Source organism: Desulfovulcanus ferrireducens, from assembly GCF_018704065.1.
Taxonomy (GTDB): Bacteria; Desulfobacterota; Desulfovibrionia; order Desulfovibrionales; family Desulfonatronovibrionaceae; genus Desulfovulcanus; species Desulfovulcanus ferrireducens.
In genome coordinates this window covers 17,364-43,132 of record NZ_JAGUQP010000026.1, presented here as the reverse complement: position 1 = coordinate 43,132, position 25,769 = coordinate 17,364, and the positions used below count along the sequence as shown (strand labels likewise).

Below are 25,769 nucleotides of genomic sequence, written 5' to 3'. Positions count from 1 at the left end.
AAAATTGTTCTTGAAAACAAAATAAACTAACCAATAAATTTTAACCATTAACTATTGACAAAAAACACAGTTGCTGAGTTAATTTGCGAGCGCATTTTCTTCAATGCTGACAAAGACTTGGACACATCTAAGGCTTGCTTGCGGGCTGTGCATAATGGGGTTAGTCAATAGAATGTTACTTAATGCCTTTTCTGTTGTTATGATGGGTTTCGAAAGTTCGATGGAATAACCTCCCTATGCACAGCACATCCGCAATCTTCGCCAAGATGTGTTACCCAACCCGTTTGTAATGCATTTCAGAAAATGCACTCTTCAATTGTGTAGTAATTTGAGGATGTTAATCGTGTCAGAAAGTTGAGTTATTAACTTAATTTCCATAGTTCATTCCAGTCTTGGTTTCTTTCATGCTGGAACAAAGACTTGGACATGTTCTCAAAACTTGCTTGCGGACAGAGCATAAAGGGACATTTTGGACAAATAAATATTCTTTTATTATGCCTAAGTTGAGCGATTTTCACTCAATGGGTGAGATTGTCACGGACAGCTTCGCTGCCCTCGCAATGACGAACTCGCTCCTGTCATTGCGAGGAGCGAGCGTGAGCGAGGCGACGAAGCAATCTCAAAGTTTGAACTGCAAAAAAATCGTTAAATTTAAACTATAGATAGTCATGGCAAGTAGTCCCGGATATTAGCTTTGTCATCCCGATGCTCTGCTTATCCGCAAGCTTCACTAAGATTGGGTTACCCAAGCCGTTTGTAATGCATTTCAGAAACCAGGACCTTCAATCAGCGGTTTAAATGGGATTTGGGCACAGGCTCTTAAGGGGTTATGGCATAACATCAACTTTTGACGTGGCTGTGATTTAACTGGTCACTCCCTTACTCAGCATAACTAGCCCTAAGATGAGTATGAGCACACTAATAAATTGGCGATATTTTTGTTCACTAAGGCGTTTATAGCAGGACATTCCTGTCATCACTCCCATGATGAGAAAAATTATTCCAAGAAAAAAAAGTTTTAGGACCAGGGGAGTGATCAATCCGGTTAGGGCATGTGTGGAGGAGATGCCTATACCGGCTACAAAAAAATATCCAGCCAGAGTGGACTTTATTTTATCTTTGGTCCAGGGTTGAATAGCGGTATAAATGATTATGGGAGGTCCATTTGCACCAAGACTGCCTCCCAGGCACCCGGCAGTGAAGCCTGTCAGCCAAGCCCACTCGGATGAAAGACGTTTTTGAGGTAGCTGTATAAACAGGGCATAGCCGGCAAAGAGGATCAGCATAACCCCCAATGCAACCTGTAAAATCTGCGGTGATACTATTTTTAGGATATACACTCCCGTGGGGATACCAAAAATAGTGGCTAAAAGTAGAGGGTAGAGGTCTTTCCAACGCAGATGTTTGTGCATCTTGTAAATAATGATGGTATTGATGACCAAGGCAAAAAGGCTGATTAACGGGATGACCGTTTTTATGTCCAGAAACAGGGCCAGGAGAGGTAAAGAAACCAGGATAGAGCCAAATCCGGACAGTCCTTGGGTGAAGCCGGCAAAAAAGGTGATTAAGGCCAATGGTAAAACTATGTTCATAATTTTTTACTCGCAGGCAGACTTTTTTTAATTAAAAGGGGTAGTCAACCTATTTAAATTAAACTAAGATTAGAGTAAAGTTCAGCTTAGCCAACGTTTCAGGATGATACTAAGTTCTATCTAAATCAAAGCATTGTTAGAGTCTGGTATTTAAATGTCAGGTATACCAGGGTACCTCCTATAGATAATGGTTAACTAACAATTTCTAATAGCAGGAAGAGGGCACACAGAGTGCAACAAGATATTTTTTCTGTTCTAGGTTTAAAGTTCAACCCTTTTTCAGTGGCTACTGATTCTGGCGGATATTACTATACTGATGCTACTAAACGTATTTTGGAAGAGTTGTGGCATGGTATAGAGACCCGTAAAGGATTTCTGGTTTTGATGGGAGAAGTGGGAGTAGGTAAAACATCATTGTCGCTTCAGCTACTGGCTAGACTAAAAAAAGAAGAAATTCCTTTTGCTTGGGTTTTTAATACGGCCTTGAATAAAATTGAATTATTTCAGGTTTTAGCCAAGGATTTTGGGTTTCCCGTCAAAAAAAGCCTGTCTTCTTTACAAGACCAGTTTTATCAATCTTTCCTCAAATATTATAAAGAGAATAAGAATTGCGTTATAGTTATTGATGAAGCTCACAACTTAAGCGGTGAGTGTCTTGAAGCCTTACGTATGCTCTCCAATTTAGAATGGGAAGGGCAGAAGTTGGTGCAAATTCTGCTCATTGGCCAACCCGAACTTAAACTTTTTTTGGATCAACCGCGCATGCGTCAAGTGCGTAGCCGGATAAGCATTTTCCTGGAACTTCCTCATCTGACCAGAGAAGAATTAAAAGGGTACATTGACTTTAAACTGGCTAATGCCGAGTCGCAGTTCAGGATCACCCGGCAGGCTATTAATCTGTTATGGAACGCGACCAAGGGGAATTTACGCCTGGTTAACCTTGTTATGGAGCGGTCTCTCTATGCCCTGTTTGTTGCGAACGAGAGTACGATAAGCAGGAAAATTATCAAGATTGCCATTGAAGATGTTGCCATTTATCAGGTAGATATATCCAGACAGTTGAGTCAGTTTCGAAGGAAGAAGCGTCTCATGGTTTTGACAAGCATTCTTGTGCTTTTGATGTGCACAACTTTTTTCCCCCTTTGGGAGCTTCCTGAGAAGGGAGACGTCAATTTGCCCAGCTATCTTTTTTATAAGTTGCAGGAGGGTTTGGATTCGTCCGGTCCCATAGTCTATGGGAAAATAGTACGCCAGGGAGAACCAGCGCCTGGCTCGAAGTCTGCTAGTCAGGTTATGGAGCCTGCAAAAGATCAGGATGCTATTGAACGAGAATGGATAGAATTTTTGCAGCCATGGGGAGTTGAGGAATTAATGCCTTACCTGCAACAGGCTAAGAAATACGCCTGTGTAGATTTGTTGCGGAGACATTTGCCGTCTGGATTACAACTCCTTGAGCTTGACCATATACCTGGACACAGGCGATTAAATTGGTCTGCTTTGAATTGGTCCAAGTATGTACCTGACGGTCCGGTTTGGATTGTTATCTGGCGTCCGATGATAATGGTTAAAGAATTTTGTTATCGGGCAAAAGGTCCTGAAATTACTATTTTGCAAACTCTCCTTCGTAAACTTGGTTATCATACGGGTAGAGTTGACGGGATAGCAGGAAAAAAAACCTGGGTTGCTATTAGTGATTTTCAAAGAGATTGTGGTTTACCTGTGACAGGTTATCCGGATCACATCACTTTATTTTGGCTGGAACAGAGAGGAGCTAAATAAAATGTCCAAGCCTCTACGTCTTGGAGATCTTTTAATCGAGAAAGGCCTTATTGAAGATAAACATTTGCACTATGCCCTGCAGGTGCAAAAGGTTACAAAAGAGAAGTTAGGACAGGTACTCACCCGAGTTGGCTTGGTTAGTGAATATGATCTGGTTAAAACCGTAGCCGAGCAATTAGGACTGGAATATATGGATCTATCCAGAGAGCAGCCAGACCCGGCAATTTTGAAGAGATTTAATCGGAACGTTTGTCTTAATCAGTATTTTTTCCCTTTACGTCAGGAAGGCAATCATATCCTCATTGCGACCTCGGACTTGCCAAACCAAAATATTGAACAGTCCTGTCTTCGTTTTACAGGCAAAAGACCTCGATTTGTTCTGGCGGAAGAAACACAGGTTGTTACTTCTATCTATAACTACTTTTATTTTTTGGAAAACCCTGTTGAGTCTATTATCCAGAGAGAAGCTGAAGTACTTGCTGCCGACACCAGGATGACAGTTAGCCCTGACAGTTTTATTCAGCATCTTCTTTTGTTGGCAGTGAAGAGAAGAACAACAGACATTCATATTCGTCCAATGAGCAATGGCATTAGTGTAGCTTTCCGTGTTGATGGGGTTTTAAGAAACGAGTATTTTTTTCCGGTCCAGCTTAAACGAATTATCACAGCCATCAAACTTCAGGCCGGCATGGATATTTCAGAACAAAGGCTGCCACAGGACGGACGCTGGACTGCCAGAATTTTGAATAGAAGTTATGACATTCGCGCCTCCTCTGTGGTGACGCCTTATGGCGAGAACATAGTTCTACGTCTTCTCTCTCAGGAAAGGGCCAGCTTCAGCTTGGAATCCTTGGGCTTTTTACCTGAGGATCTAAGTCTGATTCAGCAGGCCTTTGCCGAACCTTTTGGTATTGTTCTTCTTACTGGGCCTACTGGTTCTGGAAAGTCCACCACTCTGGTAGCCGGTTTGATGACTCTGGACCTCTTGGGCAAAAATGTTTTGACCATAGAGGATCCCATTGAATATGTCGTGCCTTTGGCCAGACAGACCCAGGTTAATGAGGCTGCAGGCTATGATTTTGCCAATGCCATGCGCTATTTCTTACGTCATGACCCGGATGTAATCCTGGTTGGCGAGATGAGAGATGAACTTACAACTAAGACAGCCATGACCGCTGCTAATACCGGTCACTTGGTCCTGTCCACATTACATACCAATACAGCTCTTGGTGCTATAGCCAGATTGCAGAATTTAAATGTGGACAACTTAACTATTGCTGAAAGTTTGGTCTGTGTGGTTAGTCAAAGGCTGGTACGCACAGTGTGTAAGCATTGTCGTCAGCCTTATGTGCCATCGGCTGAGGAAAAAGCTTATCTGAAAGAAGATGTCGATCAGCTATATCGCGGCGCAGGATGCGATTCGTGTGCTCAAAGCGGATATTTGGGCCGGACATTAGTTTATGAAATTTTACTTTTGGATAGTGAATTACGTTCTCTTTTGGAAAGGGGGGTCCCCATTTACGAGCTTGCTCAAACAATTAAACAAAAGGGCTTTAAAAGTATGTTTGATATTGGTGTGGCCAAGATCAAAGCAGGGTTAACAACTTTAGAAGAGATAAAGAGGGTTCTTGGCACGACGAGGTACTAGCTCCTACTTTGTGCGATTTTTTTGCAACTTAAAAAACTTTGAGATTGCTTCGTCGCTTCGCTCACGCTCGCTCCTCGTAATGACAGGGGGTGAACGAATTGTCATTGCGAGGGCAGCTTCGCTGCCCGTGGAATCTCATCTATTGGGTGAAAATCGCTGGCGAAAAATTTACTTTTACTTTCCTAAACGTCAATGACAAGAGATTTTGTCCCCCCCCCGTGCATGAAAATGTATTTTCTAAATTGAGCGTTTTTGCATCAGCTAAATTAGTTGTTCGAGCCTTTCTGTTTCTGGGAGCAGGCACTTTTGTTTCGCAAAAGGATCCAGTCACCAGTTAGCAATAAATTTAAGCAGTTAGAAAAAATTGTTCAATTTAGGTAGTAGTGGGTGAGGCGGTATAAAGTAATGGTGAAGGAAATTCAGGCGATAATCTTTGATGGATTACGAATTTAAGGATGATTTGAAAAATTATGTCTACCTTCAGATTCAAGCTGCTTACACCCCAAGGAGAAGTAGAAACCGGTTTTGTCGAATTGCCATTTGATGATCCTGGTGCAGCTCTTCGCTATCTTGAACGACGCGGTAGTGTTGTTTTAGAGGTCACTCGAATACCTGATACTATTTCTTTTTTGATGCGCGCGATAAAAGGTGGATTGCTCAATGTTAAGCGTCCTGTGCTGGCCGAATTTTTCAACAACCTGTCCATGCTTCTTTCGGCAGGAGTCCCGATTTTATCTGCTTTGGAAGAATTGGAAGGTGACGCTGAAAATCCTTTTCTAAAACTAACCATAAGACTCATTTGTACAGATATAGAGAGTGGTCAAACTTTTGGCGAGGCAATTGAAAAACATAGACGTATATTCTCTCCCGTGCTTCTGCATATGATCCGTATTGGTGAGGAAACAGGAAATTTGGATAAAATGCTCAAAAAATGTTCCGAGCATATTCAGCATTTGCATGAAATTATTAGCGGGACTAAACGAGCATTGATGTACCCAGCGTTTCTCTCCGTGATGGTAGTAGGAGCAGTTATATTCTGGTTCTGGTATGTAGTTCCCAAACTGGTTTCCCTTTTTAAAGAAATGGGGGTTGCTCTGCCTTTGCCGACACGTATTTTAATTTATATTTCTGATTTGTTTCAGAATTATTTTGGCATGGCAGTTTTTATTGTGGCCTTTGTAGCCGCTGGAGTTATGATTGTGCGTCGCATGTCTTATAATTTTCGCTATTTTAGCGATAACGTCCTATTGCATTTGCCTCTCTTGTCCAATATCCTGACAATTTCTTTGGTGGCCAGAGTGAGTGAGTTTTTGGGCATTCTTATTGGTGCTGGAATTGGGGTTTTGCGTGCTTTAGAGATAATTATTGATTCCATTAGTAATGAAGTGTATAAAAAAAGGTTAAATCAGGTAAAAGACGCCATTAAAGGGGGAGTAACTTTATCCGAGGCATTGCGTCAGACTCAAGCCATGCATCCTTTTGCACTGAGGATGATTACGGTTGGGGAGCAAACTGGACGTATTGAGGAGCAAACAGAATATATTGCGAGAGTCTATCGGCAGAAATTAGATGCCCTTGTAGAGGTTTTGGGAAAGACCCTGGAACCGGCCCTGTTAGTTTTTGTAGGTATTTTGTTTGCTATGATCATTGCCGGCCTGCTCCTGCCTATCTATGACTTGATTAGTGGTATTAGTTAGGGCTTATATAAGTCCTAAGAGGCTGAAATAGAAAGATGAAAGTTGAAACACGTCAGATAATCAGTTGGGCGACTGGCATTGTGCTTACTTTGGCATTGGCAGGAGCGAGCATTTTTTTTGCTCAAACTTATAGTCGGTTTAAGGCTAATTTGCAGAAAAGAGCACAAGTTGAGCGTGAGCTCAGCAAGTTGCAGACTGAATTACATAGAATTCAATCAAACCCGCAAAAGGTCAGGCGATGGAAGCAGATATTAAGTCGAGTTCATGCCGCAGGGTTAGATGCGGATAATTGGTTGCTTTACCCATTAGATATTGACCAGAAGCTTTCTTGGGCCCAAGTGGAGGGACTCGTGTATTTGGTTTCACGCGGCCGTCCTTATCCGCAAGACTATTGGTTCAAACCAGAACTCTTTGTGCTCATAAAAATTGCAGCTTCAAAACAAAAAGCAAATGATCAGCATTTGCGTGCACAAGTTACTGATTCTGAGAAAGATATGTATCAAATTAAATTAAAGGGGCAATTTTTGATGAGAAAAAGGATGTTTCAATGATTGCCACATTTCAACCACGACCCTAAGTTAAGCGATTTTTTTGCTGTTTAAAGCTAGAGATTGCTTCGTCGTTTCGCTCACGCTCGCTCCTCGCAATGACAGGATGATCGTTATGTCATTGCGAGGCAGCGAAGCTGCCCGTGGCAATCTCACCCATTGGGTGAAAATCGCTGGCTTAAAATCTATTTTTATTCCAATATGTTTAAGTAAACTAAATTAAAAATCGCTCAACTTAACCACGAAATACACGAGAAGGGTGTGTCTGCAGAAAGTAAATTTTTGCAGTGAGCTCGGTTGGATAGATGGGAAACTCAACATAAGTTACGAAATATAAAGTAATGTCTGATAACACAAAAAAGCCCCAAAAAAAAGTTTCTGAATTGGAGCAGCAGGAAGAGCTGTTTTCAGAGTCGACAGATAAAAGGGCTAATTCCTCTGCCTATAGTGAGGACAAGGGTTCTATCCCTGAAGTTAGTCTGGATGATGATATTCCAGAGCAACTGCCGGATCTAGAAGAGCCGGCAGTTGAATTTTTTTTTCCGGAGAGTCAAGAACCTGACAAGAAAAATTCAAAGCCAGCTCTAGAGCCAGGAGAGGGGCAGGAAAACGGGCAAGAGATTAAAGAGGATGATAAAGAAACAGCATCAACAGTAACTGAAACAGTTGAGACGTTACCTCTTGGTTCAAGTCCGGACGAAGGATCTTCTCCTGCTCAGTCTCCGCAACCTTGGTCAGCCTGGACTGAAACCGGCCCTGGTTGGGAACGGAGTCAGTTTGAAGAAAGTAAGCAGCTTCAAGATGATATCCTACTGACTCAGGGGTGGAACATCGCTGAACATACTTCTTATCCTGATTTTGTTCTCGATTTGGAAAGCGGATTGTATCTGTTTTCTGGCAATGTTGTAGCTCAAGATGTTGATATTGATAAATACAATAAGCATCTGCTTTATTTTGTGGATTATTATTTGGCACCTGAGATGGGAATTTTGACCATTGATGGTCAGCCTAAATATGCCCATATCCTGGCTAGAAAAAAATTGCAGGAACAGGGTGAACTTACTGATGAATATGAACTTCATTTTGTGACCAGGCGAAAAATTTCCAAGTCACGAACAGAATTTCTATATCAACTTTTACCCCGCGAGAAACATTATAATCTCCTGGATAAGGCGACAAAAACGAGGCAGGGATATCTGCTTTTCGATACCTTGGGGCTACTCTATGGTCTTTTTTTAGGTTTGAAAAGAAAAAAGGCGGTGGCTCTGGCTCTGCATATTCCGGAAGCCATTTTGCTTCTTGCTGGACGTAGAGGACGAGTTTTTTGGGCCAGGCGTTATGCATTGGCTGGAGATGATGAACACGCTTTGCAAGAGGGAATTTTTGCCTGTGTGCAGGATCTGTTAACACAGTCTGGAGGAGAAGATATTGAACAGATCGAGTGGCTTGAGGGTTTGGCTGATAATCCTGTCTGGCCGCAGATCCTGCCCCAGGGAGTTTCTTTTTATAGGTGGCCACTTTATATTCTTGAGCTAGACGGGCGTAAGGTTTGGTCTAGTTTGCCCGGCGCGGTGCGTCATGTTTCTAAAAAAGCCTGTTTTGGGCCTAAAAATGAGATATGGGCCCTTGGTTTGGAAAAGATTGAAAAATGGGTTTGGGCCGCTATGCTGGGGTTGAGCCTGTCTTTTGGTGCTAGTGCAATTTTATTCGACAAGACAAATAAACAAGTGGAGCTGGAAATTTCTCAGCTAGAGCAGCAGGCTCAAGAGCTTGTTAAGGATATCAAAGAATTGCAAGAGCCTTTGCAGAAGCTGCAAAGATACAGTAAAGAGGATTTAAGCAGGTTAAGAGAATTGGCCCAAAATATCAAAGATGCTACCCTGTCTCCTAAATTAATAGAAATATGGAATGGCCTTGCTAAGTTAAAGCCTCGAGTATGTCGAATTGAAGCTTTAGAAATAAAATATATTAAAGATGGCGTTCAGGTGCGCTTGGAAGGGACAATAGATGCTGACCTGATTCAAGCTCAGTCTGTTTTTACCAAGTATTTAGCTATGCTTGAGGAAGCTGGATATAAGATATTACGTAAAGATATTGACTTAAGCCTGGAGAATAACTTTTTTGCGTTAACCTTATTACACAGCTTGTGATTTTTACAAAGTTACGTCAATCGTTTGAAATCTTACTTTGTCATTGCGAGGCGCGTTAGCGCTCTACAGTCTCAAAGGTTAAATATCAAATCAATTGTACAAGTTAAGCACATAGTAATAAAATATGCATCCCTTACGTATTCAAAGTATCATTCGTCTTTTGCTGGTTATTTTAATTTCCGGTTTAGTTTTGTTTTGGTCTATTCAAAAGATAACCAATGTTTCAGTTCTACCAGTGAAGCTAAAAGTAGAGCAGCATGTGGACATATTGCCCCCTGAGAGCGACCAGAATTTGATTTATCAGGCTGCTGAGTTGATTAATTTGCGGTTGGAGGAGAGTTTTCCTCGGCTATTATCTGAGCTCATTGTGGACCCATTAGAACGGCTTGGCCCCCTTGAGGTGCAATTGATTTTTCTGGGAGAGAGTAAAAAATTTGCTGTTATAAATGGTGAGTTTTATACAATTGGCGACATATTGCCTGATGGAAGAAAGGTTGCTCTTATTGACCAGGATGGTGTTCATTTGCAAGATATAAGAAAGCAGACGTATATTGTGCCATGGATACCGCCATTAAAAGTAGAGTTAAAAAAAGTTGTACCGGCACAATCGCAGAATGTTGTCACTCGATCATCCACGACATCTCACCCTGTTACAAACCAGATGCAAACTGATGAACCCCTAACTACATTGAATGCAAATCAAACAAAAGAACAACTTTTATCGCCTGAGCAGGCATTAAAACTTTTAAAACAGTTGCAGAAAAAGTGATTTGTGATAGCTATCTTATTAAGCTTGATATGAAAATAAGCGCCTGAAAAAAACTTATTTTTGCAGCCAATGTTCGATAATAAATTGTTGAATAGGTTGCTAATATAGAGTTTTACATTGTCATTGCGAGAAGAATTGAGATTGTCAGGCTTGAGATTGCTTCGCTCCACTTTGTTCCGCTCGCAATGACAGGGGCGAGCATATTGTCATTGCGAGGGCAGCGAAGCTGCCAGCGGCAATCTCATCCTTTGGGTGAAAATCGCTTGCTCAACATCTGCTTTTATTCCGATGTGGTTAATGTAAAATTAAATTAAAAATCGTACAACTTAGGAATCTAAAATAAACCAATAAATTGAAAAAAGAAGATGATAAAAAGAAAAATCCTTACTATTTTTTTGATAGTTGTGACTTTGGGTATTTGTTTGTCTTGTGCCCCGCCAAAAGACAGACTTAAACCCAAGCTTGGATATGATGCTCTATATAAGGCCCTCCAGGCTGAACAAGAATCGTTAGCCAGGGTTAGAGAAAAGGAAGGCGACCTAGAAAAGACAACTCCACGTTTAAAGGTGCCTATTGAGCCGGAGATACCGGGGTTTAATCCTTTGGAGGAGACCCCTGTTTCTATTTCAGTAAAAGATGAACCATTGCATGATGTGTTATATGTGATTGCCCGCAATGCTGGCTTAAACCTGGTTATCGAGCCCGGGATTAGCTTGGAGAACAAGGTCACGCTTTCTTTTGAGGATACACCCTCTTCAGTTGTGGTGGAGAAACTTTTGCAGGCTTATGATCTGGCGTGGGAGATCAAGGACAACGTGCTTTTTGTAAAGAGATTTGAAGAGAGGGCTTTTGACCTTGGTTTTTTAAATGTTCAGACTGCTGTTGAGATAGATAATGGTGGGGATGTATTCGGTTCGGCCTTGGGTGAAGGTAGTGCCAATATGGCAGGCAAGTTTCAGGTAACGGCCTCTTTAGGTAAGGGGATTGCAGATGGTTCTTTGTACAGTTTTGTTCAGACCTCAATAGCCAGCATCCTTGCAGGTGGTGGTTCTGCCGGTTCTTCGACTGCAGGCGCAAGCTCTGGTGACCAGTATTTTACGCTTGACCCTTTGGCCGGTACTTTGGTTGTGCGCGCCAGCCCGCAAAAGATGAATGCTGTGAGTCGTTTTTTGCGCCAGTTGAAGAAAAAAATGAAAAAACAGATAATTATTGACGCTCAGATTCTGGAAGTTAGTTTAAAAGATGACTTTCGCTTTGGTATTGACTGGAACTATGTGGCCGAGAGGCTGATTAGTGGAACTGCTTACTCTGTAAACGTTGGGTGGACCGGGGCAGGCGCGGGCACGATCCCACTAACCGTGGTTACTAAACCCGATAGTGCCATTGGTAGCCATGACCGCACCTCAACGATGCGTACTACCATAGAGGCTTTGCAAACTTTTGGTAATGTTAAGGTTGTTTCCAACCCGCATGTTCGCGCCCGTCATGGTCAGCCAGCTTTGTTTACTTCAGGTACATCTGAGAACTATGTGCGCAGTGTCACCAGGCAGGAAGAAGATGGTCAGGTTACTTATACTGTGGATGTAGCCTCTGTATTTGATGGGATATTGCTTGGAGTTGTTCCTTTTATAAATAATGAAAATGAAGCAGACCTGCAAATTTTTCCTATCAAGAGTCAGGTTGACCCTGATAGTTTAACTTTGCGCGATGTAACAGGTGATGGAAGCAAAATCACTTTGCCCAAGATTGAGATAAAAAATGTAAGTACTAACGTAAAGGTACATAATAATGACACCATTATTCTGGGGGGGCTTATTGATAAGACAACTGGTAAAACAGATCAAGAAGTCCCCGGGTTAGGGCGTATTCCTGTTCTGGGATGGTTATTTAAAGGTAAGAATTATACTGAACAGGTCCGTGAGTTAGTTATTATAATGACGATTAGAATTATTTGACGTGAGTCTCATCTACCGCAGCCTTCAACAACTTCGCCGTCAGAAAGTCCAAGGACAACCTAAGGTGGTGCCAGTGGGCGCTATGCCCAAGCCCAGGGAGGTTGTCTCACGTCTACTTTTTTTTCTTCTCGCAATCAGCTTTATTTTGTTTGTTGGTTTTTTTTGGACTGCAGGAGAGATTCAACAAGTTTCCGAGGTAAAAAAGCCTTTGGTACGCAAGACCACGGCAAAGGTCAAAAAGGCAGAGCCAGTAAAGGCGCAAAGTCAGAACGCAACATCTCGAGTTGAAGAAAATGGAGGTGATAAGGGCAGTATTTTCGCCCTTGCCTCTGTGGATAAGTTGAAAAAGAAGGTCTCAAAAAAAGAAGAGGTATTGCCTAAAGAATTTAAAAAACCCACTTTGGCCCTGGAAAAACATTTTTTCGCTCAGGCTAAGCGCAATAAAAGAGTCTTGAGTCTCAATGCACGGCTTGCATCGGCCTTGAACAAAGGAGATGAAGAAGAGTTCAACCGGTTACTGGCTCAGGTAAATCAGCTTTTGGGTCCTGACAATTTTTTGACACTTAAATGGCAAGGTGTCCTGGCTTTAAAGAAAAAAAAGTTTCAGGAGGCAGAACAATTTTTTCGTCAGGCCCTGATAAGAAATCGTGGGGATATAGTCTGTCGTGTTAACTTGATCTATTCTTTACTAGGTCAGCGAAAGTTTATGCTGGCCAAGCAGGAGTATACAAAATTGATTCAGAACTATCCAACAGACAGGCGTGTGTTGCGCCTGGAAAGAATATTCGAAGAACGTTAAACAAAAAGACACGAAACCGAAAGGTTAAACGTCGGGCATTAAGATATTTTATAGGTTGCTTGAGGAGAGTATCGAGAATTAAGTGTCATCCTATCGTCTCATGTGTTATGGATAAAATGTTACCAACGAGGTCTTAAACAACAAAAAACAAGGTCGTGTTGAGAGAGTTTAGTGAGTCTAATAGAAAGGCCGGAAAGTTAAAGGGCGGTATATAGGCTAATTTGCTGAAAAAAAATACTTTATTGGCAGTTGTCATTTCGGGGAGAACACAATAAATATTTTTCTTGGTGTATGCGGGGAGGGTAATTTTCGTCAGGCTTAAGTTTTATTTGGCAACAAGCTTGCTAAAGTTTTTTTTGTATGTCATTATGAATAAATTTATTGAACTAAATTTTAATTTGTAGGAGGAGGAAATTCTATGTTAAAAGAAGTTAAAAGAGAAGAAGGTTTTACTTTAGTGGAACTGGCCATTGTTTTGGTTATTGTTGGTTTGCTTATAGCAGGAGTACTCAAGGGCCGTTCACTCATTCAGGAAGCAAAGGTCAAAAATGTAATGAAGGCGGTAGATTCTATTCGCGCTGCGACCTTAACATTTTATGACCGCTATGGTATGTATCCAGGGGATGAAAATTCGGCAAATTTTCCTGATGGCGATACACATGATGGCGATGGTGACGGTCAGATAGAATTTGGTGAAAGCGATATGCTTTTCGAAGACCTGCAAAAAGCGGGTATGATTTCAGGAAGCTACGATGGAGATGGTACCGATAGCTACCCTAAGCATGCTTTTGGCGATCTCATTTTATTGTATTGGCAGACTCCTGCTGGCGGCATTACAGACCATTGGTTTCGCCTAGACAATTTGCCCTGGGATGTGGCTTTGGAAATCGACACCAAACTAGACGATGGTGTTTATAATACCGGTTCTGTAGTGGCCAGTGAGGACTACGTCCCAGCAAGTGGTTCGATAGGTAACACCTTTATTCGGTTTTAGAAGTGGTAGGGTCGCTATAAGCTTAGTCCCGCTTGCAGAACTGAGTAGGACCCTGGGTTTTAAAAATTGTCTATGGACTAAGCATTGGCGTAGTAGTTAGATCGATGTACGTAGCCAATGATACCAAAGAGCTTTCTTTAGCTCTCTTATACTTTGAACGATGAGTAAAAAATATCTAATTATAAAAAGCGGATGCAAATTATAAGCATCCGCTTTTTTGTTTGTCTTACGGAAAAGAAATAAGCGATAATATTACAGGCTTGTTATGTTGATAGTATCCAGGCTAAATAGAACCGTAAAAAATGGTTTCACTCTTGTGGAATTAGCCTTGGTTTTGGTTATAGTTGGTCTGCTTATTGGTGGTGGTGTTTTGTCTTGGACCTCCTTGATGCAGGCCCGCAAAATTGCAGCAACGCGTTCGGCATTGAATCAGGCCAAGGATTGTTTGTTCAGGCGAATTGCTTATACCAATAAATATCCAGATTATACACCTGCACCTGATTGTTCCAGTGTAGATCAAACCAAAGATGTTGATGTTTGCCTGTGTGGCATAAAAGATGCCTGGGGAAATCGGCTCAGATTCTTAGAGGGACTTGAGCAGGGCGGAGATGGCTTGAGTCAGAGCAGTGACTATGTCATAGCAAACCTGGCCCAGGACCAGGCAAGGGCTACAATCAGCCCAGACTCCAAAGTTATTGATGTCCACAATAAGGAACGCACCGGCGTGGCATTTATCCTTATTAGTTTTGGGAAAAACGGCCAGGCAGATGATTCTTCTTATGGGGACAGATTTGTAAGCTCTGATACACTGGCTGCGGCATTAGATCCTGACAACCCACCCAATTTTTATCATCCTGATGATGCAAGTTATGATGACCTGGCATTAATCGTTACTGCTTCGGAATTGCAAGCCCTTTTTGATTGAGATTTTTTTATGACATTGCGAGGAGGGTTGAGATTACCAAGTTTGAGATTGCTTCGCTCCACTTCGTTTCGCTCGCAATGACATGGGCGAGATTGTCATTGCGAGGGCAGCGAAGCTGCCCGTGGCAATCTCAAGCATTGAGGGAAAGATTTTTCATCGTTGACATTTTACCGTGAACCAAGAAAAATTGTTTTTTATGAGAGAGCACAACTATTATGTTTATATAATGACCAATAAAAATAACACGGTTTTATACACTGGGATTTGTAATGATTTGCAACGGAGGGTTTGCGAGCATAAGAACAAGGTAAAGCCAAACTCTTTTACAGCAAGGTATAGTATCAACAAGCTGGTTTATTATGAGTTTTATGAGGATATAAATTTAGCTATTGCTCGGGAGAAGCAGATAAAGTCAGGTTCTAGGGCGAAGAAGATAGCCTTGATTGAGAAGGAAAATAAAAGGGTGGAAGGATCTCTCAGTGGGTTGGTACTAGGAGATTGCTTCGCTCCACTTCGTTCCGCTCGCAATGACATGGGCGAGATTGACATTGCGAGGGGAGCGAAGCTGCCCGTGGCAATCTTAACCAATGGGTAGAGAATAGCCTGGCTCAAAATTTACTTTTACCTCAATGTGTTTAATGTAAAATTAAATTAAGAATCGCTCAACTTAGGTATATGTCAATATTTCTTCACTCAACTCATCTTTACGAAAGAAGAGGAAAATATGAGAGTTTACCACTCCCCCACTCAGCCACTTAACCACTCAACAAAAAGGGGTTTTACCCTTGTGGAGATGGCCATTATTATCGTCATTATTGGCCTGATTGCGAGCATGATCGTGCCGGCGATAGTAAAAAGTATAAAAAGAGATAGGTTAACAAATGCCAGGCGGTTGGTTCGGATAGCCAGGGATGAGATTGTGGGATATGCAGTGATGAATGGCAAGCTGCCTTCTTCTCCGGATCAAATCGGACACGGTGAGGAAATCTTTGGAAAAGGGACGCTCTTTTACAGGCCAGCTAGTAACTTGCTTGCCGACGATAGTATATGTTCGCAAGATAATTCTACATTAAGCGTAATTCTAGGATCAGATACAAGGGATAATGTTGCCTTTGTCATTGCCAGTAAGGGGGAGAATTTTAATTTGCAGTTGGGCAATAATACCGATGATGTAACTATTTACGAATATGGCCAGAAGGTGGACGACTATCCAGAGGATGTAGATAGACCAGAGCCTTATGACGATATTGTTGAATACGTGACCCTAGGTTACTTAAAACAAAAAATATGTACTTCTGCATCTGGTTCTGAAAGTGGACCCCTGGGAGCTGACATTTCTTTTGCGCAAAACATGGATGATTTTGTGCAAGGCGCAGCAATTTATCCCCGTAAAAAACAAAGTATAACGGTCGTTCAAGAAAATAAGACTATAAATTTGGGTAATGGGTATAGAAATGCTTACGGTTGTTACTGGTATTCCGGAGATTCTGGTCCCTGTAACAATGGGAATTGTACTTTTGGAAATGGTGTACGAGTATTTTTTAAGTTCAGATTTGCCGATATTGATTCAAGTCTTAGCAGCAAAGATTTTGCTGATGGTTTTACATTTGCGCTAATTTCCGCAGCAAACAATGATTGCACTGTTTGCGGCAAGGATAAAGGCTATTTAGGTTATGCCGGAGATAATGGAGTTACAGAGCCTGTTCGTTACCCAAAAATGGCTGTAGAGGTTGATACATATCCAGATGGAGGTTTTAATGATTATTCCCCATACAATCATGTATCTCTTATGTACTGGGGAGAAAAATACGAGAAAAAACGCAAAAAAAAGCTTGTTGAAGATGTTGATGATGATGTGACACATGGTGCGGGAGATCCAGATAAGGGCGACCCAAAAAATAATGAATATGGTGATTTAGGTTACTATAATACAACGCAGGTGACTTGGCTAGAAGATGCTATGGAGCATACGTTTCGTTTGGAGGTAGATCGTAATGCTACATCAGGAGATTTTCAGCTCAGGGCGTGGGTTGATTGTATTGATTGTAGCGACTTGACCAGTTCTTACAATGGCACAACGCCGACTATTCAAGATAGCGTGACCATTTCTAACATGGATTATATTATTTTTGGCTGGACTCAGAGTACTAGAGGTAAAACCCAAAATGTTACTATTTCTGATTTTGGGATTAAATTTCTGTAATTTTTTGCAAAGATTGTTCTTGCCTCTTTAATGAAATCCCCAAAAAGTCTTAAACTGGAAACTTGCTCCCAGGGATTTCATTTAGTGCAGTTTTCATGCTTCCAGCTATTTTATCACTCAACTTTTTTCTTCCCAAATGTTCAAATTCCTGCCCAGATGTTCAAACACATTGGAATACAAGTAGATTTAGAGCCAGCTATTCTCACCCAATGGGTGAGATTGCCACGGGCAGCTTCGCTGCCCTCACAATGACAATATGCTCGCCCCTGTCATTGCGAGCGGAACGAAGTGGAGCGAAGCAATCTCAAACATCGTAATCTCAACCCTCCTCGCAATGTCATAAAAAAATCTCAAACTTTAAACCGCAAAAGAATCGCTCAATTTAGGGCTACGAAACTTTGCTTCCCGGTTTTACTTCCCCACTGACCGTTAGCAGTTCCATTTTTCCTTTTGCCTGCACAGCCAGAATCATTCCCTGGGAGAGTACGCCTCTTAATTTGCGTGGCTTCAAGTTGGCAACTACAACGACTTGTTTACCTATAAGCTCATCCGGTTCATAGTATTCAGCAAGACCGGCTACAACCTGTCGTGGTTCATTTTCCCCTAAATCCACAAAAACCTGCAATAGCTTATCGGCTTTGGGAACTTTTTGGGCCTTGACCACTTTGCCTACTTTTAGTTCCACCTTCACAAAGTCTTCAAATTCGATATAGTTCTTTTCTTTTTGGCTTTTTCGAACTTTTTGGGCCTCTGTTTTAGTCTCACAAGATTTTTCCAGCTTTAGTTCGCGGCGTGGAAACAGGTTAGATTTTTTTGCTACTTTAATGCCTGGTTTCAAACCTCCCCATTGCTTGGTCTCCTGGTCCAGGTTTACTTTTTGTAAATCAAAATCCACTCCCAGTTGCGAGAGCATTTTAATACTGGTAGAAGGCATAACCGGCCACAAGTGCAGCCCGATTTTACGCATTCCTTCCAGGAGAATATAGATCACGGTTTTTAACCGCTCGGTTTCTTTATTTTTATACAGGCTCCAGGGCGCACAGGTATCAATATATTTGTTTAAATGACGGACTAGCTCCCACAGGCTGCTTAATGCCTTGGAAAATTGAAACTTTGGAAAAAGATCCTGGTAATTTTTGAGGGCATTAAAGCCAAGCTCCAGCGCATCCTCGTCAATCTTTTCCAGGCTACCCGGTTCTGGAACCTCACCGGCAAAGTATTTATTAGTCATGGTCAGAACCCGGCTGAACAGGTTGCCCAGGTCATTGGCAAGATCGGCATTTAAGCGTCCAACCAGTGCCTCTTCAGAAAAGCTGGCATCCAGACCGAATTGCATTTCCCTGAGTAAGAAGTAGCGAAAAGCGGAAAGCCCGTATTTGTCCTTCATGGACATTGGAGAGACTACATTGCCCAGGCTTTTGGACATCTTGGTTTCATTGACCGTCCAATAGCCGTGGACGCGCAAACCTTTATACAGATCAACGCCTGCGGCCATGAGCATGGTAGGCCAAAAAATAGCATGGGGTTTTAAAATATCTTTGGCCACCAGATGGTGGGCATTAGGCCAGAATTTCTGAAAATTTTCTCCGTCTGGCCATCCCAGGGCGGTGATATAGTTAATCAGGGCGTCAAACCAGACGTAAGTAACAAAGTTTTTGTCAAAGGGCAGTTCAATACCCCAGGTAAGGCGGGATTTTGGCCTGGAAATACATAGATCTCCCAGATCCTCTTTAAGTAAGCCCAGGACTTCATTGCGGTAGCGTTCGGGCTGAATAAAATCGGGATGGCTTTCAATATATTCTCTAAGGGGTTTTAGATATTTACTCATCCGGAAGAAATAATTCTTCTCCTGGATAAATTCCGGTTTGGTTTGGTGGTCTGGGCAAAGACCATCCTGAAGTTCCTTTTCCGTGTAAAAACGTTCGCAGCCAAAACAATAAAAGCCGCCATATTCGCCAAAATAAATGTCTCCGTTGTCATAGACACGTTGCAGAAAAGTCTGCACGCAGGCAATATGATCAGGATCGGTAGTCCGGATAAACCGATTATATTCTATCTCCAGCCCAGGCCAGGTGTCTTTGAAGAGTTTGCTGATTATATCCACATACTCTTTGGGAGTTTGTTTGTTCTTCTCCGCAGCCTGGACTATTTTGTCACCGTGTTCATCTGTCCCGGTTAAAAAGTAGGTCTCTTTACCCTGTAATTTATGGAACCTGTTTACACTGTCAGCAACAATGGTCGTATAAGCATGCCCCAGGTGGGGCTTGGCATTAACATAATAAATAGGTGTGGAGATAAAAAAGGTATTCAACATTAACCTCCCTCAATATATTTAATGAAGCTAAGACAAGGGGGGAAGAAAAAGAGAAAATGTTAAAGAAAATTTCTGTTTCGCCGTGCCCTCGCTTCCCCGTTCTTGTCTATTTTTTCACCATGGCCTGCCAGTCCTTCATTTTTATTTCCAGTTCCTTGCCTTCTTCATTCAAGACAGTGATTGTATCGCGGAAAATATTCGCTCTGATGACGCGCAACATGCCTTGATCTGTTTGGTAGCGCTTGCCCATCTTGGGCAACTTTTTTTGAAATTCGGCATAGTGATCCTGCTCGAACGCCAGACAACATAATAATCGACCACAAACACCTGAAATTTTGGCAGGATTTAAAAACAGGTTCTGGTCCTTGGCCATTTTTATGGTCACCGGCTCAAATTTGCGAAGAAAACGGCGGCAACAGCAGACTTGTCCGCAATTACCTACTCCCCCGAGCATCTGGGTTTCATGGCGTACGCCAATCTGGCGTAACTCGATCCTGGTCCGATATTGGCGAACCAAATCCTTGACCAGCTCACGAAAATCTATGCGCATGGGCGCGGTAAAATAAAAAATCATCTTGCTCCGGTCGAAATAGACTTCCACGTCCACCAGCTTCATGGGCAGGTCATGTTTCTCGATGCACTTCTTACAAAAAGCAAATGCTTCTTTAGCCAAGACCTTATTCTCCGCTACGATTTTTAAATCTTCTTCATTAGCCAAACGAAAGACAGATTTTAAATCTTCCTCCTTAAAGCCTTCCGGCAGACTGTCACGGGTTATAACCACAGTCCCTAGTCCCAACCCCTCTTCTGTTTTTACGATTACCTTATCACCTTCATTGATTACAAAAGGACTGGCCAGAAAATAATAAACCGGCCCTGATTCCCTGAATTTAATACCTACTATTTTTTTTGAGTTTGTTGAGTCTACGGGGGGTGTTGGGTTCATTGAGTTCATTGTGCTTGTTGGGTTGTTGAAGTTAGGCTAAGGAATGGCTAAAAAACTTTCGTCTTCAGCCATTCCTTAGCCCTGGTTAGCTTATCAATTCTTTTATTTTTTCCAAAGCCTTATCCAGTCCCTGGATATTTGGTCCGCCTGCCTGGGCCAGTTCAGGGCGACCACCTCCGCTGCCACCAATTTCTTTGGCAACTTCTTTAACCAATGCTGGAGCTGTAAATTTGTCGTGCAAGTCCTTGCTTACATACAGGATAAGCATGGCCTTACCTTTTTGTTCACAGCCCAGCAAGATAATTCCTGATTTTAACTTTGAGCGAAGATCATCCATGAGCTTACGCAGGGCGCCTACATCCGGAGCTTCTACTTTCTGGCTCAGAACCATTATACCGTTTATCTCCTGTGCTTCTTGAAGTAGATCTTTACCACGGCCCGATGCCAGCTTGTCTGCCAGGGCCTGTTTTTCCTTGTTCAAGATTTTTATCTGCTCCTGCAGGGCCATCACCTTGTTCTTAAGTTGACCGCTTCCGGCTTTGAGCAGGGATTGTAACTCTTCCATCTCCTGCTTGAGATTCTGCAGGCAGTGGATGGCCTCAAAGCCGGTAATCGCTTCGATTCTGCGTACCCCGGCAGCTACTGCGCTCTCGGAGACAATGTTGAAATAGCCGATCTGGCCAGTACTCTGCAAATGCGTTCCGCCACAGAGCTCTATGGATACTCCAGGCACGGTAACCACGCGTACCTGGTCTGCGTACTTTTCTCCGAAAAGGGCCATGGCCCCTTTGGCTACGGCTTGATTATAAGGCATAATTTCGGTCTTTACGGGCAAATTGGCTAAGATTGCAGTGTTGACTTCCTTTTCCACGGCCTTGATTTCATCAGGACTCAAGGCCTGAATATGGGTAAAGTCGAAGCGCAGCCTCTTGTCTTCGACCAAAGAGCCTGCCTGCTTGACGTGTTCTCCCAAAATTTTTCGCAAGGCAGCATGCAGAAGGTGGGTGGCGGTATGATTTCTGGCTGTTGCCATGCGTTTTTTTTCGTCAACTTGAAGTTCGGCTTCCTGGTCCAGCAGGATTTCACCTTGAGTTACCCGTATTTTGTGTACAATAAGTTCCGCCGCCGGTTTTATTGTATCTTCAACAACACAGATGCCGGAGGCTGTCTTTATCTGTCCCTTGTCTCCGACCTGACCACCGGATTCACCATAAAAAGGTGTCCTGGAAGTGACTACAAATCCTGTCTGTCCTTTGCTCAGACTATGTGCCAGCACGCCAAGGGCTTGCTCATCCAGAAGATAAACAACACGGGCCGTGGCAGTTAACCGGTCATAACCAACAAATTCTGTCTGTAAACCTTCAGCAATAAGCCTTTTAAATTGGCCAGCCAGGTCCTTTTCTCCGCTTCCCTTCCAGGCTGATTTGGCCCGCTCTTTTTGTGCGGCCATGCATTTATTAAATCCGTTTTCGTCAACGTCAAAGCCTTGTTTTTCAGCAATATCATTGACGATATCTATAGGAAATCCATAAGTATCGTACAGCTTGAAGGCTACCTCACCGGGGATGGTCTGTACCCCTTGCTTTTGCAAACTCAGTAACTCTTCTTCTAAAATTTTTAATCCCTTATCCAGAGTCTCGGAAAATCGTTCCTCCTCCTGGCGAATAACCTTGAGCATGAACTCCCGGCTTGCTTTTAATTCCGGATAAGCCTCTCCCATTTCATTAATTACTTCGTCGGCCACAGCAAACAAAAAAGGATCTTTTAGGCCCAGAAGGCGGCCAAAGCGAAAGGCCCGTCGAATCAAGCGACGCAGTACATAGCCGCGCCCTTCATTGGAGGGCAAAATTCCATCGGCCAGCATGAAGGCCATGGCCCGGCTATGATCAGCAATAACCCTGAGGGCTGTATCAGTATCTTCATTTTCCCGGTACTTTACCCCGGCCTTTGCCTCTGTGAACTGAATAAGTCCAGTAAACAGGTCCGTATCAAAATTTGAATAGACTCCCTGACATACAGCGGTTATTCGCTCGAGTCCCATGCCTGTATCAATACTTGGCCTGGGCAGAGGATTTAATTTGCCGCTCTCGTCCCTGTCATACTGCATAAAAACCAGGTTCCAGATCTCGAGATAGCGGTCGCAATCACATTCACCTATTCCACAGTCAGGTCCGCAGGCCATATGTTCACCCTGATCAAAGAGAATCTCTGAACACGGTCCGCATGGACCTGTGTCGCCCATGGACCAGAAGTTATCCTTTTCTCCCAGCCTAAAAATCTTTTCATCAGGAAGCCCGGCGATTTTTTTCCAGAGCAAAATGGCTTCATCATCATCTTTATATACTGTGGCATAAAGCTTTTCTTTGGGCAGCTCCAGTTCCTTGGTTAAAAACTCCCAGGCCAGTCTTATGGCCTCTTCTTTAAAATAATCCCCAAAAGAAAAATTCCCCAGCATCTCGAAAAAAGTGTGGTGCCTGGCTGTACGGCCCACATTTTCCAGGTCATTGTGCTTTCCGCCTACGCGCAGGCACTTTTGGGCTGAAGTCGCGCGAATATAATCCCTCTTTTCCTGACCCAAAAAGACCTTTTTAAACTGGACCATGCCTGCATTGGTAAAAAGAAGGCTAGGATCGTCTTTGGGAATTAAAGGCGAGCTGGGGACTATTGTATGCCCGTTTTCCTCAAAATATTGTAAAAATTTTTCTCTGATCTCACTAGCTTTGAACACCAATTTATCTCCTTTATCTCTTTCTGATTGAGTAACTCAACTTTCCCACTTGTTCAACTTGTTGACATTACAGCATTTTCGAAGAGCATATTTTCTGAAATGTATTACAAGCGAGCTTTAGATGATTCCGAGTTTTCGCTTCGCTGTTAGCATTACGAAAACAAGCCTGAAAAGAAACCCCGAAAGTTGAGCTGAGTAAGTAGTGCGGGTTGAATAAATTAGCTAGTCAGGTTCTCCGTTTCCCCGCATCGAAGTTTCATCTTCTTTTACTCCCAGATGGACAAGCAACTTGTCTTCAATAGATTTAGCCAGTTCTTTGTTTTCCTGTAAAAAAGCGCGTACATTTTCCCGGCCTTGGCCCAGTCTTTCCGATTCAAAAGCATACCAAGCCCCGCTTTTGTCCACGATACCGTGTTCCACGCCCAGGTCTAGTAACTCGCCTTCTCTGGAAATTCCCTGTCCGTATAGGATGTCAAATACGGCTTCCCGGAATGGCGGAGCGACCTTATTTTTGACCACCTTTACACGTACCCTGTTACCGTACACTTCTTCTTTATCCTTAAGTGTCTGGATCTTGCGGATGTCCAAGCGCACAGAAGAGTAAAATTTCAGCGCATTTCCGCCGGTTGTGGTCTCCGGATTGCCGTAACCCATGACACCGATTTTCATCCTGATCTGGTTGATAAAGATCAGGGCGGTTCTGGATTTGTGGATTGTTCCGGTGAGTTTACGCATGGCGTGAGACATGAGACGAGCCTGGCTTCCCACCTGGGTCTCGCCCATGCTCCCCTCCAGTTCAGCCTGGGGGATCAGTGCTGCCACAGAGTCCACAATCACCACGTCAACCCCACCTGAACGGACCAAAAGATCTGCTATTTCCAGAGCCTGTTCACCATAATCGGGCTGGGAAATGAGTAACTCTTCGGTTTTTACACCCAGCCTTTTGGCATAATTTACATCCAGGGCATGTTCAGCATCAATAAATGCGGCTACCCCGCCTTTTTTCTGGGCTTCGGCAATGATATGCAGCGCCAGAGTAGTCTTTCCTGATGATTCTGGCCCGAAGATCTCTGTCACCCTTCCTCTGGGGATACCGCCAATACCAAGGGCCAGGTCCAGGCCTATGGACCCGGTCGGGATAGAAGGAATTACCTGGTGAGCATCATCAGAAAGACGCATGACAGAGCCCTGACCATACTTGCGTTCAATGGTTGTGATTGCTGTTTGCAGGGCTTCGCGTTTTAGCTCTTCCGGGGATAAGGTTGCTTTTTTGGCCATGATTATCTCCAACTAAAATATTATACGAGTTAACTGAACGAGTGAGTTTATAGGCGAATAGGCAAAAGGGCAATTTATTGAACAATATAACCGCCTTTAACTCTTTACCTTCCCTTTCTTTATAAGGATTATCATTCTTCAGCCTTTAGCCCAGCGCCCTTTTCCCTTTTAATACAGGCATAGGCACTGTGATTATGAATGGATTCAAAACTTTCCACCTCGACTTCATACCAGGTAATTAATTCGTGTTTATCCAGGGCGCTGGCGGCTCTGCGGACCACGTCCTCCACAAAAGTAGGCTGGGCAAAGGCCGATTCTGTAACAAACTTTTCATCTTCCCTTTTAAGTAACGGATAGACCGGAGATGATCCGGCCTGCTGGCCAATCTCAATTAGTTCTTCCAGCCATAACAACCCATTAAAGCCAGCCTTAATCTTCACTTTGGCTCTCTGACTATGTGCACCGGTCTCACTTATGGCCAGTGAGCAGGGGCATACGGTCATCACCGGAACCTCTACGCCTAAAGTCATGTCCAGATGCCCGTCATCCAGTTGTCCTAGTATAAAGGCATCAAAATCCATTAAAAATTCATTTTTACTCACAGGGGCCTGCTGGTTCAGAAAATAGGAAAATTTAAAACAGAGGTGGGCCCGTTTGGCATTGAGGCGTTTTTTGATATCACTCAGGAGATGCTTAAAACTGCCATAGTTTAGCACCCCGGACCATGAGCTCAGGGCCTCTAAAAATCGACTCATGTGTGTTCCCTTGAACTGACTTGGTAAATCCACACTCAAGTCTACATGAGCTGTAGTGTGTTGCTTACCCTTAGAGCGGTCCTGGACGATAAGTGGGATCTTTAAATTTTTTACGCCCACCCGATCAATGGCCAAAGGGACCTCTGACGGTCCGTTCTGAACATCAAACATTATTGATTCTATAAATTTTCTATTCAGTTTAAAGGGTTTAATTTGATTCTCCTTATGTTCTATGCTTTTGCCCTTTGCCCTACTTATACTATATCTTCTCCTGTTGTGGACATGCTGAGGCTGCCATGCTTGACTCCTTTGGTAGAGATAAGTTTTTGCGCTGCCTCTTTAATCCGCTTGCCTGGTCCACGCATAACCAGTACTTCCAGACAATTGTTGTGGTCCAGGTGTACATGCATGGATGTAACAATTACGTCCAAGGCTTCGTGTTGAATCTCGGTCAGCCTTTGGGACAGATCACTTTGATGATGGTCATAGACCAGGGACAAAGTGCCCACAATCTCTTTATCAGGATCTTCCCATTCTTTTTGTACTAAAGCATTGCGAATAAGATCGCGAATGGCCTCGGAACGAGTCTGATAACTCTTTTCCGCGCACAACTCATCAAATTTATTTAAAAGATCCAGATCCAGAGATACGCCAAAACGTATAGTCCTTCCCATAACTCCTCCTTATGC

Annotated in this window: 19 protein-coding genes; 12 read left to right on the top strand and 7 right to left on the bottom strand. The window is 43.0% G+C overall.

Annotated features, from left to right (window positions below; genetic code table 11):
* Positions 1-863 precede the first annotated feature (863 nt).
* On the bottom strand, positions 864-1,592 hold the full coding sequence (locus KFV02_RS09395) for a sulfite exporter TauE/SafE family protein (protein ID WP_252381291.1): 729 nt from the start codon (positions 1,590-1,592) through the stop codon (positions 864-866).
* 231 nt (positions 1,593-1,823) lie between these two features.
* Here KFV02_RS09395 and KFV02_RS09390 point away from each other — a divergent pair, with 231 nt between their 5' ends.
* The 12 genes from KFV02_RS09390 (at position 1,824) to KFV02_RS09335 (ending at position 17,059) form a co-directional block, all read left to right on the top strand.
* Positions 1,824-3,371, top strand: coding sequence for an AAA family ATPase (locus KFV02_RS09390; RefSeq protein WP_252381290.1), 1,548 nt, complete (start codon positions 1,824-1,826; stop codon positions 3,369-3,371).
* A 1-nt stretch (position 3,372) separates the two neighbouring features.
* Positions 3,373-5,019, top strand: coding sequence for a GspE/PulE family protein (locus KFV02_RS09385; protein WP_252381289.1), 1,647 nt, complete (start codon positions 3,373-3,375; stop codon positions 5,017-5,019).
* Between the two features lie 470 nt (positions 5,020-5,489).
* The gene (locus KFV02_RS09380) at positions 5,490-6,716 is read left to right on the top strand and encodes a type II secretion system F family protein (protein WP_252381288.1); all 1,227 of its coding nucleotides are present in this window, start codon (positions 5,490-5,492) and stop codon (positions 6,714-6,716) included.
* 149 nt (positions 6,717-6,865) lie between these two features.
* Complete coding sequence (locus KFV02_RS09375; RefSeq protein ID WP_252381287.1) at positions 6,866-7,267, top strand: hypothetical protein; 402 nt, start codon at positions 6,866-6,868, stop codon at positions 7,265-7,267.
* A gap of 338 nt (positions 7,268-7,605) precedes the next feature.
* A complete protein-coding gene (locus KFV02_RS09370; RefSeq protein ID WP_252381286.1) occupies positions 7,606-9,414 on the top strand; it encodes a hypothetical protein in 1,809 nt (602 codons plus the stop codon).
* Positions 9,415-9,538: 124 nt separating this feature from the next.
* Complete coding sequence (locus tag KFV02_RS09365; RefSeq protein WP_252381285.1) at positions 9,539-10,183, top strand: hypothetical protein; 645 nt, start codon at positions 9,539-9,541, stop codon at positions 10,181-10,183.
* Positions 10,184-10,548: 365 nt separating this feature from the next.
* Positions 10,549-12,138: a pilus (MSHA type) biogenesis protein MshL gene (mshL, locus tag KFV02_RS09360; protein ID WP_252381284.1), complete on the top strand. Its 1,590-nt coding sequence runs from the start codon at positions 10,549-10,551 to the stop codon at positions 12,136-12,138.
* A gap of 82 nt (positions 12,139-12,220) precedes the next feature.
* Positions 12,221-12,937: a hypothetical protein gene (locus tag KFV02_RS09355; RefSeq protein WP_252381283.1), complete on the top strand. Its 717-nt coding sequence runs from the start codon at positions 12,221-12,223 to the stop codon at positions 12,935-12,937.
* A gap of 418 nt (positions 12,938-13,355) precedes the next feature.
* The gene (locus KFV02_RS09350) at positions 13,356-13,931 is read left to right on the top strand and encodes a type II secretion system protein (RefSeq protein WP_252381282.1); all 576 of its coding nucleotides are present in this window, start codon (positions 13,356-13,358) and stop codon (positions 13,929-13,931) included.
* A 265-nt stretch (positions 13,932-14,196) separates the two neighbouring features.
* A complete protein-coding gene (locus tag KFV02_RS09345) occupies positions 14,197-14,856 on the top strand; it encodes a type II secretion system protein (protein WP_252381281.1) in 660 nt (219 codons plus the stop codon).
* A gap of 196 nt (positions 14,857-15,052) precedes the next feature.
* Entirely contained in the window at positions 15,053-15,451 is a 399-nt protein-coding gene (locus KFV02_RS09340; RefSeq protein WP_289510135.1) for a GIY-YIG nuclease family protein, read from the top strand.
* Between the two features lie 129 nt (positions 15,452-15,580).
* A complete protein-coding gene (locus tag KFV02_RS09335; RefSeq protein ID WP_252381279.1) occupies positions 15,581-17,059 on the top strand; it encodes a prepilin-type N-terminal cleavage/methylation domain-containing protein in 1,479 nt (492 codons plus the stop codon).
* A gap of 388 nt (positions 17,060-17,447) precedes the next feature.
* Here the strand turns inward: KFV02_RS09335 and metG are convergent, their stop codons facing one another.
* The 6 genes from metG to nikR all read right to left on the bottom strand — a co-directional run bounded on the left by metG (position 17,448) and on the right by nikR (position 25,754).
* Positions 17,448-19,370, bottom strand: a complete 1,923-nt coding sequence (gene metG / locus KFV02_RS09330; RefSeq protein WP_252381293.1) for a methionine--tRNA ligase — start codon at positions 19,368-19,370, stop codon at positions 17,448-17,450.
* Between the two features lie 109 nt (positions 19,371-19,479).
* Positions 19,480-20,319 (bottom strand): PSP1 domain-containing protein, encoded by an 840-nt coding sequence (locus KFV02_RS09325; protein WP_434800291.1) that lies wholly within the window; start codon positions 20,317-20,319, stop codon positions 19,480-19,482.
* Between the two features lie 85 nt (positions 20,320-20,404).
* Positions 20,405-23,047: an alanine--tRNA ligase gene (gene alaS, locus KFV02_RS09320; RefSeq protein ID WP_252381278.1), complete on the bottom strand. Its 2,643-nt coding sequence runs from the start codon at positions 23,045-23,047 to the stop codon at positions 20,405-20,407.
* Between the two features lie 222 nt (positions 23,048-23,269).
* Complete coding sequence (recA, locus tag KFV02_RS09315; protein WP_252381277.1) at positions 23,270-24,325, bottom strand: recombinase RecA; 1,056 nt, start codon at positions 24,323-24,325, stop codon at positions 23,270-23,272.
* A 131-nt stretch (positions 24,326-24,456) separates the two neighbouring features.
* Positions 24,457-25,251: a GTP cyclohydrolase FolE2 gene (gene folE2, locus KFV02_RS09310; protein WP_252381276.1), complete on the bottom strand. Its 795-nt coding sequence runs from the start codon at positions 25,249-25,251 to the stop codon at positions 24,457-24,459.
* Between the two features lie 83 nt (positions 25,252-25,334).
* Positions 25,335-25,754: a nickel-responsive transcriptional regulator NikR gene (nikR, locus tag KFV02_RS09305; protein ID WP_252381275.1), complete on the bottom strand. Its 420-nt coding sequence runs from the start codon at positions 25,752-25,754 to the stop codon at positions 25,335-25,337.
* Between the last annotated feature and the right edge of the window lie 15 nt (positions 25,755-25,769).

Bases quoted from the DNA above. Each gene is read 5' to 3' on its own strand.
- KFV02_RS09395 (WP_252381291.1), bottom strand. From the start codon at position 1,592: ATGAACATAGTTTTACCATTGGCCTTAATCACCTTTTTTGCCGGCTTC.
- KFV02_RS09385 (WP_252381289.1), top strand. From the start codon at position 3,373: ATGTCCAAGCCTCTACGTCTTGGAGATCTTTTAATCGAGAAAGGCCTT.
- KFV02_RS09380 (WP_252381288.1), top strand. From the start codon at position 5,490: ATGTCTACCTTCAGATTCAAGCTGCTTACACCCCAAGGAGAAGTAGAA.
- KFV02_RS09370 (WP_252381286.1), top strand. From the start codon at position 7,606: ATGTCTGATAACACAAAAAAGCCCCAAAAAAAAGTTTCTGAATTGGAG.
- KFV02_RS09365 (WP_252381285.1), top strand. From the start codon at position 9,539: ATGCATCCCTTACGTATTCAAAGTATCATTCGTCTTTTGCTGGTTATT.
- mshL (WP_252381284.1), top strand. From the start codon at position 10,549: ATGATAAAAAGAAAAATCCTTACTATTTTTTTGATAGTTGTGACTTTG.
- KFV02_RS09355 (WP_252381283.1), top strand. From the start codon at position 12,221: ATGCCCAAGCCCAGGGAGGTTGTCTCACGTCTACTTTTTTTTCTTCTC.
- KFV02_RS09350 (WP_252381282.1), top strand. From the start codon at position 13,356: ATGTTAAAAGAAGTTAAAAGAGAAGAAGGTTTTACTTTAGTGGAACTG.
- KFV02_RS09345 (WP_252381281.1), top strand. From the start codon at position 14,197: ATGTTGATAGTATCCAGGCTAAATAGAACCGTAAAAAATGGTTTCACT.
- KFV02_RS09340 (WP_289510135.1), top strand. From the start codon at position 15,053: ATGAGAGAGCACAACTATTATGTTTATATAATGACCAATAAAAATAAC.
- KFV02_RS09335 (WP_252381279.1), top strand. From the start codon at position 15,581: ATGAGAGTTTACCACTCCCCCACTCAGCCACTTAACCACTCAACAAAA.
- KFV02_RS09325 (WP_434800291.1), bottom strand. From the start codon at position 20,319: ATGAACCCAACACCCCCCGTAGACTCAACAAACTCAAAAAAAATAGTA.
- recA (WP_252381277.1), bottom strand. From the start codon at position 24,325: ATGGCCAAAAAAGCAACCTTATCCCCGGAAGAGCTAAAACGCGAAGCC.
- folE2 (WP_252381276.1), bottom strand. From the start codon at position 25,251: ATGTTTGATGTTCAGAACGGACCGTCAGAGGTCCCTTTGGCCATTGAT.
- nikR (WP_252381275.1), bottom strand. From the start codon at position 25,754: ATGGGAAGGACTATACGTTTTGGCGTATCTCTGGATCTGGATCTTTTA.